Origin of the sequence: Streptomyces bauhiniae (genome assembly GCF_004784475.1) — a bacterium.
Taxonomy (GTDB): Bacteria; Actinomycetota; Actinomycetes; order Streptomycetales; family Streptomycetaceae; genus Streptomyces; species Streptomyces seoulensis.
This window is the reverse complement of sequence record NZ_SRRT01000004.1, coordinates 335329-350156: the sequence shown is the minus strand read 5'-3', so window position 1 is coordinate 350156 and position 14828 is coordinate 335329. Positions and strand designations below refer to the sequence as shown.

General features: G+C 72.0%; 14 protein-coding genes. 8 read left to right on the top strand and 6 right to left on the bottom strand.

The features are described from left to right. Positions 1-106 precede the first annotated feature (106 nt). Positions 107-2239 (bottom strand): glycogen debranching protein GlgX, encoded by a 2133-nt coding sequence (glgX, locus tag E5083_RS15520; RefSeq protein WP_135786278.1) that lies wholly within the window; start codon positions 2237-2239, stop codon positions 107-109. 433 nt (positions 2240-2672) lie between these two features. Between glgX and E5083_RS15515 the strand changes: the two genes are divergently transcribed. Beyond that, positions 2673-3914: an SAV2148 family HEPN domain-containing protein gene (locus E5083_RS15515; protein WP_135786277.1), complete on the top strand. Its 1242-nt coding sequence runs from the start codon at positions 2673-2675 to the stop codon at positions 3912-3914. A gap of 94 nt (positions 3915-4008) precedes the next feature. Further along, complete coding sequence (locus tag E5083_RS15510) at positions 4009-4734, top strand: exonuclease domain-containing protein (RefSeq protein ID WP_135786276.1); 726 nt, start codon at positions 4009-4011, stop codon at positions 4732-4734. A gap of 16 nt (positions 4735-4750) precedes the next feature. Here the strand turns inward: E5083_RS15510 and E5083_RS15505 are convergent, their stop codons facing one another. Continuing rightward, complete coding sequence (locus tag E5083_RS15505; RefSeq protein ID WP_135786275.1) at positions 4751-5611, bottom strand: phosphotransferase enzyme family protein; 861 nt, start codon at positions 5609-5611, stop codon at positions 4751-4753. Between the two features lie 153 nt (positions 5612-5764). Between E5083_RS15505 and E5083_RS15500 the strand changes: the two genes are divergently transcribed. The 6 genes from E5083_RS15500 to E5083_RS15475 all read left to right on the top strand — a co-directional run bounded on the left by E5083_RS15500 (position 5765) and on the right by E5083_RS15475 (position 11255). After that, complete coding sequence (locus tag E5083_RS15500; RefSeq protein ID WP_244317510.1) at positions 5765-6703, top strand: carbohydrate ABC transporter permease; 939 nt, start codon at positions 5765-5767, stop codon at positions 6701-6703. Next, complete coding sequence (locus E5083_RS15495) at positions 6700-7533, top strand: carbohydrate ABC transporter permease (protein ID WP_135786274.1); 834 nt, start codon at positions 6700-6702, stop codon at positions 7531-7533. Before E5083_RS15500 ends, E5083_RS15495 begins: the two co-directional genes overlap by 4 nt. Continuing rightward, positions 7533-8813: an ABC transporter substrate-binding protein gene (locus E5083_RS15490; protein ID WP_135786273.1), complete on the top strand. Its 1281-nt coding sequence runs from the start codon at positions 7533-7535 to the stop codon at positions 8811-8813. Before E5083_RS15495 ends, E5083_RS15490 begins: the two co-directional genes overlap by 1 nt. A gap of 57 nt (positions 8814-8870) precedes the next feature. Beyond that, positions 8871-10073 carry a macrolide-inactivating glycosyltransferase gene (mgt, locus tag E5083_RS15485; protein WP_135786272.1) on the top strand — a complete coding sequence of 401 codons (1203 nt, stop codon included), beginning with the start codon at positions 8871-8873 and terminating at the stop codon, positions 10071-10073. Between the two features lie 156 nt (positions 10074-10229). Further along, a complete protein-coding gene (locus E5083_RS15480; RefSeq protein WP_135786271.1) occupies positions 10230-10775 on the top strand; it encodes a DUF1697 domain-containing protein in 546 nt (181 codons plus the stop codon). 177 nt (positions 10776-10952) lie between these two features. Further along, positions 10953-11255: a hypothetical protein gene (locus E5083_RS15475; protein ID WP_086692670.1), complete on the top strand. Its 303-nt coding sequence runs from the start codon at positions 10953-10955 to the stop codon at positions 11253-11255. On the opposite strand, the gene E5083_RS15470 is transcribed toward E5083_RS15475, so the two are convergent. From E5083_RS15470 to E5083_RS15455, 4 genes are read right to left on the bottom strand one after another with little or no spacing between them, the layout of a single operon-like run. Continuing rightward, the gene (locus E5083_RS15470; RefSeq protein ID WP_135786270.1) at positions 11252-11992 is read right to left on the bottom strand and encodes a sirohydrochlorin chelatase; all 741 of its coding nucleotides are present in this window, start codon (positions 11990-11992) and stop codon (positions 11252-11254) included. The two genes, E5083_RS15475 and E5083_RS15470, sit on opposite strands and share 4 nt — an antisense overlap. A 6-nt stretch (positions 11993-11998) precedes the next feature. Continuing rightward, positions 11999-12883, bottom strand: coding sequence for an ABC transporter permease (locus E5083_RS15465; protein ID WP_135786269.1), 885 nt, complete (start codon positions 12881-12883; stop codon positions 11999-12001). Further along, positions 12870-13649, bottom strand: a complete 780-nt coding sequence (locus E5083_RS15460; protein ID WP_135786268.1) for an ABC transporter ATP-binding protein — start codon at positions 13647-13649, stop codon at positions 12870-12872. Before E5083_RS15460 ends, E5083_RS15465 begins: the two co-directional genes overlap by 14 nt. A 37-nt stretch (positions 13650-13686) precedes the next feature. After that, entirely contained in the window at positions 13687-14799 is a 1113-nt protein-coding gene (locus E5083_RS15455) for an aliphatic sulfonate ABC transporter substrate-binding protein (protein WP_135786267.1), read from the bottom strand. Between the last annotated feature and the right edge of the window lie 29 nt (positions 14800-14828).

The following is a 14828-nucleotide window of genomic DNA, read 5'->3' as shown; positions in this document are numbered from 1 at the left end:
CGCGAGCCGCTGTTCGTGTCATCCGCCGGGGCATCCGGCCCGGGACGGCCCACGCGAACCGGACAGCCGGGGACACGGCGGCTCCCGTGTCCCCGGCCGGGGCGCGCTACGCGGGGCGCTGGAGCACGGTCAGGCTGCGGTCCGGCAGCGTGAGGCGGTCACCGGCCGCCACCTTCGGGCCCTGGCCCGGCGGCACCCCCTCGGGCCGGGCGGTGTCCACGACCACCTGCCACTGCCGGCCGTGGTCCACCGGCACCAGGAAGTCCAGCGGCTCGTGCGAGGCGTTGAACATCAGCAGGAAGGAGTCGTCCGCGATGTGCTCCCCGCGCGGTCCCGGCTCGGAGATGGCGTTGCCGTTCAGGAACACCGCCAGCGCGGAGGCGGGCGCCGAGTCCCAGTCGGCCTGGGCCATCTGCTCGCCCTCCGGGGTGAACCAGGCGACGTCCGACAGCTCGTCCCGGGTGCCCTCCACCGGCCGCCCGTGCAGGAAGCGGCGGCGCCGGAACACCGGGTGCTCGCTGCGCAGGTCCACCATCGCGCGGGTGAACTCCAGCAGCGCGGCCCGCTCGTCGTCCCCCTCTGTCTCCTCCAGCTCGGGCCAGTCCACCCAGGAGATCTCGTTGTCCTGGCAGTAGGCGTTGTTGTTGCCGCGCTGGGTGCGGGCGAACTCGTCGCCGTGGCTGATCATCGGCACGCCCTGGGACAGCATCAGGGTGGCGATGAAGTTGCGCATCTGCCGGCCGCGCAGCTCGCGCACCTCCGCCTCGTCGGTGTCGCCCTCCATCCCGCAGTTCCAGGACCGGTTGTGGCTCTCGCCGTCCCGGTTGTCCTCGCCGTTGGCGTCGTTGTGCTTGTCGTTGTACGAGACGAGGTCGTGCAGGGTGAAGCCGTCGTGACAGGTGACGAAGTTGATGGAGGCCAGCGGGCGGCGGCCGTCGTCCTGGTAGAGGTCGGAGGAGCCGGTGAGCCGGGAGGCGAACTCCGCCAGCGCGCGCGGCTCCCCGCGCCACAGGTCCCGCACGGTGTCCCGGTACTTGCCGTTCCACTCGGTCCACAACGGCGGGAAGTTGCCCACCTGGTAGCCGCCCTCGCCGACGTCCCACGGCTCGGCGATCAGCTTCACCTGGGAGACCACCGGGTCCTGCTGGACCAGGTCGAAGAACGACGACAGCCGGTCCACCTCGTGGAACTGCCGGGCCAGGGTGGCCGCGAGGTCGAAGCGGAACCCGTCGACATGCATCTCGGTCACCCAGTACCGCAGCGAGTCCATGATGAGCTGCAGCACGTGCGGCGAGCGCATCAGCAGGCTGTTGCCGGTGCCGGTGGTGTCCATGTAGTAGCGCGGATCGTCGGTCAGCCGGTAGTACGACGGGTTGTCGATGCCCTTGAACGAAAGCGTCGGGCCCAGGTGGTTGCCCTCGGCGGTGTGGTTGTAGACCACGTCGAGGATGACCTCGATCCCGGCCTCGTGCAGCGCCCGTACCGCCGACTTGAACTCCAGCACCTGCTGGCCCCGGTCGCCCCAGGAGGCGTAGGCGTTGTGCGGGGCGAAGAAGCCGATGGTGTTGTAGCCCCAGTAGTTGTTCAGGCCCATGTCGACCAGGCGGTGGTCGTTGACGAACTGGTGGACCGGCATCAGCTCCAGCGCGGTCACCCCGAGCCGGGTCAGATGCTCGATGACGGCCGGGTGGGCGAGCCCCGCGTAGGTGCCGCGCAGCTCGTCCGGCAGCCCCGGATGACGCATCGTCAGACCCTTCACATGGGCCTCGTAGATCACCGTGCGGTGGTAGTCGGTACGCGGCGGGCGGTCGTCGCCCCAGTCGAAGTAGGGGTTGATCACCACCGAACTCATGGTGTGCGGCGCGGAGTCCAGGTCGTTGCGCCGGTCGGGGGCGCCGAAGTGGTAGCCGTACACCTCCTCGCCCCACTGGACCTGCCCGCTGACCGCCTTCGCGTACGGGTCGAGCAGCAGCTTCGCGGAGTTGCAGCGCAGCCCCCGCTCGGGCGCGAAGGGGCCGTGCACCCGGAACCCGTACCGCTGGCCCGGCATCACGCCGGGCAGGTACGCGTGCCGGACGAACGCGTCGCTCTCGCGCAGTTCCACCGCCGTCTCGGAGCCGTCGTCGTGCAGCAGACACAGCTCCACTCGGTCCGCGGCTTCGGTGAAGACCGCGAAGTTGGTACCGGCACCGTCATAGGTGGCGCCGAGGGGGTACGCCTCTCCAGGCCAGACCTGCATGCACTCGACTCTTCCAGGTGCGGGGCCCCGGTGGGGGCGCGTTGGCGGCGAGTCTCCCCGAAAGTGAGGGCACCTGACGTCTGGCGCCCTCCGCTGCCGGCCGACCCGTGGTCACGGATGACCTCTACCCGCACCCGAAGGAGGGAAGCCGCGCGCACCCCGGCGAGACCGACTCGATCCCGGCCGGCCGGAGCGCACCGGCCGGGAGCCGTCGGCACACGGGCCGCTCACCAGCGGCGCGCCGTCCCGAGTACCGGTTCGCGCCCCTATGACTCCGCTCACTCCCTCCGCTCCCGAACGCCCGGAACGGCCACTGGTGACAGGCAAGTTGAGAAACCGACCTGTCCATCCGGCTGCACCGCCGACCGCTCCCGGAGTACCCTTCCTTGATCGTTGGGACGGGGAAGGTCCGGGGGACGGAAGGCGGTGCAGGGTGGGCTCGGGAGGGCTGGAGCTGCCCCCTGGTGGCGAGGGTCACGAGGGGAGCGGTTCCACGGACGTCCCGCCCGGCGCGGTGTCCCTGGCACGTCCGATGGGCGCGGGGTCGATCGGACCGGAACTGGACTGGGACGCGGGCGCCTGGCGGGAGGTGCGCACCCGGGCCCAGCGGGCGGGCCGCGCCTACATCTGGCTCAACCTCGTCGAGCAGCGGCTGCGCGCCGTGGTGGCCGCCGTGCTGCGCCCCGTCTACGAACCCGTGCACGGTGACGACTGGGTGGTGGCCGCCGCCGGACCGGCCGGCCAGGAGTGGGTCCAGCGGGCCGTCGCGGTGCGCGAAGTCAGCCGCCGCAAGGGCTACTTGCTCGACCCGGCCGACGACAATGTGCTCAGTTTCCTGACGTTGCCGCAACTGCGCGAGCTGATGGTGCAGCACTGGCCGTGCTTCGAGCCGTACTTCGACGAGCGCCGGGACCTCGAACTCGCCCTGGACGAGCTGGAGGTGACCCGCAATGTCGTCTCCCGCAACCGGGCGCTGTCCGAGGCGGTGCTGAACCAGGCCGAGCGCGCCTCCGCCCGGCTGCTGGAGCTGCTGGGCGCCGCCGGTGACGTGCCCTCGGCGGGCCGGCTCCCGGTGGACGCGGTCGAGGACCTGGTCGGCGACCGGTACGCGGACGTGGTCGCGGTGCACTCCGACCGGGTGCGGCTGATGGGCCAGTTCCCGGCCGAGGACCTGTTCGGCGGGGCCCGCCGGCTGGACGCCATCGGCATCGGGCTCAACCTGCTGGTGCAGAACTTCTCCGGCCGCCGCCTGGTCCGGCTCGCGGAGTCCGGGTGCCGCGTCCGGCTGCTCTTCCTCAACCCGGCCTCCAGCGCGGTCAAGCGCCGGGAGCGGGAACTCGGGATGAAGCGCGGCGAGTTGGCCCGCTCGGTCGAGATGAACATCCTGCACATGCGCCGCGTCCGCTCCCGGCTGCGCGACCCCGGCGCCTTCGAGATCCAGGTGTACGACGAGACCCCGCGCTTCACCGCCTATCTGGTGGACGGCGACGGCGCGGACGGCATCGCCGTGGTGCAGTCCTATCTGCGCGGGGCGCGCGGCATGGAGTCGCCGGTGCTGGTGCTGCGCGGCGGCAGCCGGGTGGTCACGTCGGACCAGTCGGGCGATTCCGGACTCTTCCCCACCTATCGGGAGGAGTTCGAGCTGGCCTGGGCGGACTCCCGGCCGGTGTCCTGACGGCAGCCGTCCACAGGCGGCCGGGGGCGTTGTCAGTGCCCCGTGTCATGGTGGAGCCACTGGGGGAACGCACCACCAAGAAGGGGGGCCGCCCATGGGCTGGCACCGGGAGCCGCTGATCGGCTTCGACCTGGAGACGACCGGGACCGATCCGCATCGGGCGCGCATCGTCACGGGCGCCGTGCTGGAGGTCAGGGCCGGCGAGGCCATGGGACGCCGGGAGTGGCTGGCCGATCCGGGCGTGGAGATACCGGCCGAGGCGGTCGCCGTGCACGGCATCAGCAACGAACGCGCGGCGGCCGAGGGCCGCCCGGCCGACCAGGTCGCCGACGCCCTGGCGAACGCGCTGGTCTCCGCCTGGGATTCGGGCATGCCGGTGGTCGCGTACAACGCCGCCTTCGACCTCACCCTGCTCTCCGCCGAGCTGCACCGGTACGGACTGCCCTCGCTGGCCGAGCGGCTGGGCGGGCGCGTCCCGGCCCCGGTCGTCGACCCGTACACCATCGACCGCCGGGTCGACCGCTACCGCCGGGGCAAGCGCAATCTGGAGGCGGTCTGCGCGGAGTACGGGGTGGTGCTCGACGCCGCCCACGACGCCTCGGCGGACGCGCTGGCCGCCGCCCGGCTGGCCACCGCCATCGCCGAGCGGTACCCGAAGATAGCCGGGCTCGGCCTTGCGGAGCTGCACCGCTGCCAGGTCGAGTGGTACGCCGAATGGGCCGCCGACTTCGAGGTGTTCCTGCGGCGCAAGGGCGAGGCGGACGCGGTGATCGACCGGGTCTGGCCGGTACGCGAGCTGACGGACGCCGTGGTGCCGTAGGCGGCACCCGGCAGGCTCAGAACGGGTACCAGCGCACCGACTCGTCCCCGTCCCTGAGGGACGCCACCCGGCGCTCGAACTCGGCCAGCGCCTTGGGGTTGGCCGGGGCGTGCTGGGCGACCCAGGCGCAGCTCGCCGTCTCGCGGGCGCCGCGCAGCACCGAGCAGCCGTCCCACTCGCGCACGTCCCAGCCGTAGGCCGAGGTGAAGGCGTCGTACGCCTCGGCGGGCAGGCCGTAGCGGTCGCGGGAGAGGGCCATCACCACGAGGTCGTGCTCGCGCAGGTCGGCGGAGAAGGTCTCCAGGTCCACCAGGACCGGGCCGTCCGGGCCGATGTGCACATTGCGGGGCAGCGCGTCCCCGTGGATCGGGCCGGGCGTCAGACGGGGGGTCAGCGCGGCGGCGGCCGAGGCGAAGCCGTCGCGGCGGGCGCGCAGACAGGCCGCGTCCTCGGGGTCGATCGCGTCGCCCGCCAGCCGCAGCCAGCGCTCCACCCCGCCCAGCAGTTCGCGGGGCGGCAGCGGCACCGGGGGAGCGGGCAGCGCGTGCACCAGCCGCAGCAGCTCGGCCAGGTCGCGGGGTTCGGCGGGGCGTACGGCGTCGGGCAGCCGGTGCCAGACGGTCACCGGGTGGCCGTCCACCAGCAGCGGTTCGGGCTCGGCCGCGCGTACCGAGGGCACCCCGGACTCGGCCAGCCAGGAGGCCACGGCCAGCTCGCGGCGGGCCCGGTCGAGCAACTCGGCGTCCCGGCCGACCTTGACGACCAGGTCTCCGGCGGCGAACACGGCGTTCTCGCCCAGGGCGAGCAGGCGCGCGTCCGCCGCCGGGGGCAGCACCTTCGCCCCGGCCAGTACCGCCCGCGCCCGTGCCTCGTCCATGGTCCGCCTCCGTGGCCTGTGTCGGTGATCCCTGCCGTGTCGCGTGGCCAGTCTCGCATTCGCACAGGTCGGGCGGTGTGCGGTCCCTTGACGGGGCGCGCTGCGTTCACGACCATGAACACGCCAACCGGGTCAGGCAAAGGGGATGATTCCATGACATCACCGGTGACACAGCCGGTGACATCGCCGGTCGAGGCGCGGCGTCCGCCCGTGCGCACCGGCGGCCGCGACCACGCCGTCTGGTTCCTGGTGCTGCCCGCCCTGATCCCGATCCTCGTGCTCAGCGTGGGCCCGCTGCTCTACGGCGTCCTGCTGTCCTTCACCGACGCCCAGTCCGGCCGCACCGCGCCGACCCGCTGGATCGGCGCGCTGAACTTCCAGGACCTCCTGCACGACACCCTGTTCTGGGAGTCGTTCCGGATCGGCCTGGTGTGGGCGGTCGGCGTGACCGTGCCCCAGTTCCTGCTGGCGCTCGGACTGGCCCTGCTGCTGAACCAAGATCTCCGGCTGCGCTGGCTCGCCCGCGCCCTCGCCATCGTCCCCTGGGCGATGCCCGAGGTGGTCGTCGGCATCATGTGGCGCCTGGTCTACAACCCGGACGCGGGCATCCTCAACGAGACGCTGCGCGACCTCGGCCTCGGTGACGGACGGGACTGGCTGAGCGGTCTCGCCACCGCGCTGCCCGCCGTCATCGTCGTCGGCGTCTGGGCCGGGATGCCGCAGACCACGGTCGCCCTGCTCGCCGGGCTGCAGAACACCCCGCGCGAACTCCACGAGGCGGCCGCCGTGGACGGCGCCGGCGCCTGGCGGCGGTTCCGCGCGGTCACCTGGCCCGCGCTCAGACCCGTCGCCCTCTCCATCACCGCGCTCAACCTGATCTGGAACTTCAACTCCTTCGCCCTGGTGTACGTGCTCACCAGCGGCGGACCCGGCGGAAAGACCCGGCTGCCCATGCTGTTCGCCTACGAAGAGGCTTTCCGCTACGGCCAGTTCGGCTACGCGGCCGCGATGGGGTGCGTGATGGTCGCCGTGATCTCCGTGGTGCTCGCGGTGTTCCTCGCGGGCCGGCTGAAGGGCGGCGAGGACGCGTGAGGACCCGGCCCGCGGCCCGCGCGGGGCAGTACGCCGCCCTGCTGGCCTATCTGATCTTCCTGGCGTTCCCGTTCCTCTGGCTGCTGTCCACCGCGTTCAAGCCACCGCGCGAACTCGGCAGCCTCCACCCCACCTGGATTCCGCGCCACCCCACCCTCGCCAACTTCCGGCAGGCGTTCGACGAACAGCCCCTCCTGCACGCCGCCCTCAACTCCCTGCTCGCGGCGCTCGGCGCGGCCGTCATCGCCGTCCTGATCGCCACCCCGATGGCCTACGTCATGGCCCGGCACCGCACCCGGCTCGCGCGGGCGGCCAGCGGGTGGGTGGTGGTCAGCCAGGCGTTCCCGTTCGTGCTGATCATCATCCCGCTGTTCCTGGTGCTGAAGCGGCTGCGGCTGATCGACTCCCTGGCCGGGCTGACCCTGGTCTACGTGGTGTGGTCGCTGCCGTTCGCCCTGTGGATGCTGGTCGGGTACGTGCGGGCGGTCCCGGTCGAGCTGGAGGAGGCGGCCGCCGTCGACGGGGCCGGGCGGCTGCGGACCCTGGTGTCGGTGACGGCGCCGCTGCTCGCGCCGGGCATCGCGGCCACCGCGCTGTTCGCCTTCGTCACGGCGTGGAACGAGTTCTTCTTCGCGCTCGTGCTGCTCAAGAGCCCCGGCAACCAGACGTTGCCGGTCGTGCTGACCCATTTCATCGGCGCGGAGGGCGTCGCCGACCTCGGCCCGCTGGCCGCGGCCGCGTTCCTCGCCACCCTGCCCTCCCTCGTGGTGTTCGCCCTGCTCCAGCGGCGGATCACCGGGGGCCTGATCGCCGGAGCGGTGAAGAGCTGATGCGGACCAGGATCACCATGGCGGTCGCCGCCCTCCTGCTGCTCCTCGCGGGCTGTTCCTCCGGCGGCCACGATGACGGCGGGCCCGTCACCCTGCGCTTCCAGTCCCTCGCCTGGCAGCAGGAGTCGGTCGCCGCCAACAAGGAACTCGTGCGGGAGTGGAACGCCGCCCACCCGGACGTCAAGGTCGAGTACGTACAGGGCAACTGGGACAGCGTGCACGACCAGTTGCTCACCTCCTTCGAGGGCGGCGAGGCCCCCGACGTCATCCACGACGCCTCCGACGACCTGGCCGACTTCGCCTACGGCGGCGACCTCGCCGACCTGAGCGGCCTGCTGCCCGCCCGGCTCAAGTCGGACATCCCGCAGCGCAGTTGGCAGACCACCACCTTGGGCAAGGGCGTCTACGGCGTGCCCTTCCTCCAGGAACCCCGCGTGCTCATCGCCAACTCTGCCTGGCTGCGGAAGGCCGGGGTGCGCATCCCGACGCCCGAACACCCGTGGAGCTGGGCGGAGTTCCGGAAGATCACCGCGCGGCTCAGCGGCGACGGCAAGTACGGGGTCGCCTGGCCGCTGAAGGAGCCCGTGTCCGTCACCCTCAACCTCGGCCTCTCGGCGGGCGGCACGCTCTTCCAGCGGGGCAGCGACGGCAAGGTGAGCGTGCGGTTCGGCACCGGGGACGCCGTCGTACCGCGCACCGTGCACGACCAGGTCGCCCACGACCGCAGCGCGCCCGCCTCGACGCTCGGCAGCGGGGGCTCGGACACCCTGCCCGGCTTCTTCGGCGGACGGTACGCGATGGTCCCGCTGGGCTTCTCCTACCGCCAGCAGATCGAGCAGCAGGCCCCCAAGGGCTTCCAGTGGGAGGTGCTGCCCGCCCCGGCCGGCGCCGACGGGCTCACCCAGGGCGTCAGCCCGCAGACCCTCTCCATCTCCCAGGACTGCCCGCACAAGAAGGAGGCCGCCCAGTTCATCGACTTCCTGCTGCGGCCCAAGAACATGGTCCGCCTGGCCCTCGGTGACTGGATGCTCCCCACCGGCACCGAAGCCCTCGCCGACCCGGCCCTGCACACCGCCGACCGCGGCTGGGCCACCGGCACCGCCCTGGCCGCCCACCTCCGCCCGGCCCCCGCCCAGTCGGTGCGCGGCTACCCGGAGTGGAAGGACAAGATCGCCACTCCGGCCTTCCAGGAGTACTACAGCGGCGCCATCGGCCTCAGTGAGCTGCGCACGCGGCTGGAGAAGGACGGCAATCTGGTCCTCGCCCGCTACCAGCGCTGAGCGGGCGCGGCGAAATTCGCTGGAGCGGGCCACCGGGCGCCACCTAGCCTCGGGGCCATGACCCCCCAGCGCCCCGCACACATCGCCATGTTCTCCATCGCCCAGCACGGCCATGTGAATCCCAGCCTGGAGGTGATCAGGGAACTCGTCGCACGCGGCCACCGCGTCACCTACGCCGTCCCGCCGCTCTTCGCCGAGAAGGTCGCCGCCACGGGTGCCGTGCCCGTGCCCTACACCTCCACCCTGCCCGGCCCCGACGACGACCCCTCGGCCTGGGGGACCACACTGCTGGACAACGTGGAACCCTTCCTCGCCGACGCCATCCAGGCGCTGCCCCAGCTCATCAAGGCGTACGAGGGCGACGAACCCGACCTGGTCCTGCACGACATCGCCTCCTACCCCGCCCGCGTCCTGGCCCACCGCTGGGGCGTGCCCGCCGTCTCGCTCTCCCCGAACCTCGTCGCCTGGGACGGCTACGAGGAGGAGGTCGCGGAGCCCATGTGGGCCGAGCCCCTGAAGACCGAGCGCGGCCAGGCGTACTACGCCCGCTTCGCGGGCTGGCTCGCGGAGAACGGCATCACCCAGCCCCCCGACCCGTTCGCCGGCCGCCCCGCCCGCTCCCTCGTCCTCATCCCCAAGGCGCTCCAGCCGAACGCCGACCGGGTCGACGAGCGCGTGCACAGCTTCGTCGGCGCCTGCCAGGGCGACCGCGCCGACCAGGGCACCTGGGAGCGGCCCGAGGCCGCCGAGAAGGTGGTCCTCGTCTCCCTCGGCTCGGCCTTCACCAAGCGGCCCGCCTTCTACGCCGAGTGCGTACGCGCCTTCGGTGACCTGCCCGGCTGGCACCTGGTCCTCCAGATCGGGCGGCACGTGGACCCGGCCGAACTCGGCGAGCTGCCCGCCAACGTCGAAGTGCACTCCTGGGTACCGCAGTTGGCGGTGCTTAGGCAGGCCGACCTGTTCGTCACCCACGCGGGCGCGGGCGGCAGCCAGGAGGGGCTGGCCACGGCCACCCCGATGATCGCCGTCCCGCAGGCCGTCGACCAGTTCGGCAACGCCGACATGCTCCAGGCGATCGGCGTGGCCCGCACCCTGCTCACCGAGGACGCCACCGCCGACCGCCTCCGTGAGACCGCCCTCGCCCTGGCCGACGACCCCGAGGTGGCGGCCCGGCTGAAGGAGATCCAGGCCGACATGGTGCGCGAAGGGGGCACGACGCGGGCCGCCGACCTGATCGAGGCGGAGCTGCCCGTGCGCTGACGCCGGTGGAGAAACGTTGGTGAACCAGTCACAAGATCGTGGAGGACTTGCCCGGCGGCCGCTCGGTCCGACAGAGTTTGCCGCAACGGGCGTACCGTCCGGTACGGCCGTCGTGCCCGCCCCCACGGGGCACGACGGCCGTTCTATCGTGGGCGGATGACGACGACGTATGCGGCGCTGCTGCGCGGGATCAACGTGGGCGGCAACAAGAAGCTCCTGATGGCCGACCTGCGAACTCTCCTTTCCGAGCTGGGCCATGACGATGTGCGGACCCATCTGCAGAGCGGGCAGGCGGTGTTCACCGCCTCCCAGGGCGACGAGGGGATTCTCGCCGGGGAGTTGAGCACGGCCATCGAGAAGCGGTTCGGGTTTTCCGTCGACGTGATCGTGCGGGACCACGCCTATCTGACGGCGGTCGCGGAAGCCTGCCCGTTCCCCGCCGACGCGCTGGAACCCAAGCAGGTGCACGTCACCTACTTCTCCGGCCCGGTGGACCCCGAGCGCTTCGCCGGGATCGACACCGCCGCCCGCCTCCCCGAGGAGTTCCGCCTCGGCGACCGGTGCCTGTACCTCTACGCACCCGACGGGCTCGGCCGCTCCAAGCTCGCCGAGGAGCTGGGCCGCCCGCGTGTCACCAAGGGCCTGATCGCGACGACCCGGAACTGGAACACCGTCCGCAAACTGGCCGAGCTGACCGGCTGACGGCGCCCTCTACCGGACGGCCGGGGAATGTCAACCCCCTTTCACTCCAAAGGGGTTGATTGCTGGTGCCGTCGGCCGCTTCGTGGGTAACGTCACCGACCGAGCCGACCCGGCACGCTTCCCTCGCCGCAGCCCGGCCCCCGTAAGGCCCCCGGATCAGGAGTGAGGACGACAGACGTGAACGCGTACAACCACCCCGGCAGCACCTCCGGCCGCCCGGTACCCGGCGGCGACGGGACCGACCTGGAGACCCTGATCCGGCTCGCGGACGGACTGGTCGCCGCGCTGCACGCCGAGTACCCCGTGCTCCTGGAGCACGGCGAGATCATCCAGGCCGAGCTGGCCCTCGCCGCCGACGACGGCTTCCCGCCCAACCGGGGCCGCATCCGCCACCAGCTCGACGACCTCTGCATCGGCGCCGCCGCCGGCACCGGAACCCTCGAGTACACCCGGCGCCTGACCACCGCGCTCAACCTCTAGGCCCCCACGGCCACCGGCACCGACCGCAGCGCCTCGGTGTAGCGGTCCAGCAGCACCCGCGCCACCTCCGGCGCGGGCCCCAGCACATCGGCCAGGACGTCCGCGTCCGCCGCGCCCCGCGCGATCCGGTCGGGCAGGAAGCCCGGCGCCAGCACATAGGGCGCGACGGCGATCCGCTCGCACCCCTGGGCGCGCAGCTCGCGTACCGCGTCCTCGGTGCGTGGAAGGCGGGCGGAGGCGAACGCGGGTCGCACGGCGCACCAACCGGTGCGCCACCACTCCCGCGCGATGTCGGCGATCACCGCGATCGCCTCCGCGTCGGAGGACCCCGCCGAGGCCAGCACGACCCCGGTCGAGGACTTGTCGGCGGGGTCGAGCCCCGCCTCGTACAGGCGCCGTTCCAGCGCCGAGACCAGCAGCGGTGACGGGCCGAGCACCTCGGCCTGGCGGACCCGCATCCCGCGCGGCGCCTCCCGCAGCACGGCCGGGATGTCGGCCTTGGCGTGGAAGGCGCGGGTCAGCAACAGCGGTTGCGCCACCACCTCGCGCACCCCGTCGGCCGCCAGCGACTTGAGCACGCCGCCGACCGAGGGCACGTTGAAGTCGAGGAAGCCGGTCACCACCCTGAGGTCCGGCCGCATCGAGCGCACCCGCGCGACCAGGGCGTGCACGGTCGCGGCGTGCCGGGGGTCACGGCTGCCGTGGGCGACGATCAGGAGAACGGGTTTGTGGTGCATGGGAGTTCAGCTCTTCACCAGCAGGCCCCGGCTGCGCAGCACCCACCGCTCCAGCGGACTGAAGATCAGCAGGTCGACCGCGATGCCGACGAACAGGATCAGCAGGATGGCCTCGAACACCATCGCCATGTCGAGGGCGTTGCGGCCGTTCTCCAGCAACTGGCCAAGACCGACGCCCAGATCGGGGAACGACGCGATGATCTCGGCTGCCATCAGCGAGCGCCAGGAGAACGCCCAGCCCTGCTTCATCCCGGCCACATAGCCGGGCAGCGCGGCCGGCAGCGTGATGTGCCAGACCCCGCGCAGCCCGCCGGCGCCCATGGTGCGGCCCGCCCGCAGGAACAGCGGGGGCACCTGGTCGATGCCGGAGACCAGGCCGTTGGCGATGGAGGGCACCGCGCCGAGCAGGATCACCGCGTACATCATCGAGTTGTTCAGCCCCAGCCAGATCACCGCCGGGGGCACCCAGGCCACCGAGGGCAGCGACTGGAGGCCGGACAGGATCGGGCCGATGGCCGCGCGCACGAACTTCACCCGCGCCACCAGCAGCCCCAGCGGGGTGCCGATGAGCAGGGCCAGGCCGAAGCCGAGCAGACCGCGCGAGACGCTGGTCCAGATGTAGCCGAGGAGCTTGCCCTCCAGCCAGTCCCGCTGCACCGCGTCCCACACCGCCCTCGGCGCGGGCAGCTTGGTGGGGTCGGAGACGACCCCGAAGGACACCAGGCCCTGCCAGACCAGCAGCACCACCAGTACGGCGGTGACCGGCGGCAGCACCTTGGTGACCAGGGTCTGCCGCAGCGGCACCCGGGCGCCGCGCGGGGTCTCCAGGGCGTCGAGGCCCGCCTCCACGCTCCCCGTGTCGGGAGCCGGTGTCGTCTCAGTGCTGGCCATGGCGGCGGATCTCCCCTCGCAGCGCCTCGGTGATCTCCAGGGACAGTTCCGCCACGGGGGCGTCCTCGATGCGGCGCGGCTGCGGGATGTCCACCGTCCACTCGTGGTCGACCTTGCCCGGCCGGGAGGACAGCAGCACGACCCGCTGGGCCAGCCGTACCGCCTCACGCACGTTGTGCGTCACGAAGAGCACGGACAGGCCGGTCTCCGTCCAGACGCGGGTCAGCTCGTCGTGCAGCACGTCGCGGGTGATGGCGTCCAGGGCCGCGAACGGCTCGTCCATCAGCAGCAGTCCGCTTTCCTGCGCCAGCGCGCGGGCGAGTGCCACCCGCTGCCGCATACCGCCGGACAGCTCGTGCACCCGCTTGCCGTGCGCGCCCTTCAGCCGGACCAGTTCGAGCAGCGACTCGGCCTTGTCGCGGCGCTCGCCCTTGGGCACGCCCCGCAGGCGCAGGGCGAGTTCGATGTTCTTGCCCGCGGTCAGCCACGGGAAGAGGGCGTGCTCCTGGAACATCAGGGCCGGGCGGCCGTCGGTGTCGATGGACCCGGCGCTGGGCCGGTCCAGGCCCGCGACCAGGTTGAGCAGGGTCGACTTGCCGCAGCCCGAGGCCCCCAGGAGGGTGACGAACTCGCCGGGCGCGACATCGAGGCTGATGTCGTCCAGCACGAGCTGCTGCCCGCCCGGTCCCGGAAAGGACTTCGAGACGTGGTCGAGGCGGGCGGCGTACTCGACCGCCGGGCCGGCCTTGGTGAGAGTGGTGGCCATGGTCGTCACCTCCTGGGGACTCATCGGTTGGCGTCGGTCAGTCGGTGCCGAGCCCGGCGGCGTCGACCTTGGGGGCGCCCTCGGCGCCGAGGACCTTGTTGAGCAGGGTCAGGTCGTAGATGCCCTTGAGGTCGGGCTTGGCCAGCAGGCCCGCCTTGACCGCGTGGTCGGCCTCGGTGTCCAGGGTGGCGGCCAGCGGGTCGTCGGTGGTCTGGATCGACTTCCACGCCGGGTCCAGCACGGCCGGGGGCAGCGACTTGCCGGAGTCGGCCTCCAACTGCTTGTTCGCCGACTCCTTCGCCGCGTCCGGGTTCGCCTTGATCCACTTGTTGGTGCGCACCGACGCCCGCAGGACCGCCTCGACGGCCTTCGGGTGGGCCTTGAGGAACTTCTGCGACACGATCACGTTGGTGATCACGAACTTCTTGTCCGGCCACAGGTCGGACTCGTCCAGCAGCACCTTGCCGCCCTCGGCGACCAGCTTGGACGCGGTCGGCTCCGGCACCCACGCGCCGTCCAGGGAACCGGCCTTGAAGGCGTCCGGGGTCACCTTGTTGTCGCTGCGGACCACGGTGACGTCACCCTTGCCGCTCTGCGCGTCGACCTTGTAGCCCTGCTCCGCCGCCCAGTTGAGGAAGGCGACGTCCTGGGTGTTGCCGAGCTGGGGCGTGGCGATCCGCTTGCCCTTGACGTCCTTCAGCGACTTGATCTTCTTGGGGTTCACGACCAGCTTCACCCCGCCGGACGCCGAACCGCCGATGATCTTCAGGCTGCGGCCGCCGGACTTGGTGTAGCCGTTGATCGCGGGGGAGGGGCCGATCCAGCCGATGTCGATGGAGCCGGAGTTGAGCGCCTCGATCTCGGAGGGGCCCGCGTTGAAGGTGGCGTAGTCGGCCTTGGTGGCGCCCAGTTCCTTCTGGAAGAGGCCCTGCTGGCGGCCGACCAGCGCGGTGGCGTGGGTGAGGTTGCCGAAGTAGCCGATCTTGACGGAGTCCAGGCCGTCGATCTTCTTGGCCCCGGCGGCGACCTTCTGGTTGGCGGCGTCGTCCTTGGCCTCGGACCCGTAACCGCAGGCCGCGAGGGCCAGCAGGGGGAGTACGGCGAGCACGGTGAGACCGCGGCGCGGCAGCGGCGAACTGATGGCAGGCACGGGAGGCGTTTCCTCTCGTCGGCCCGGCG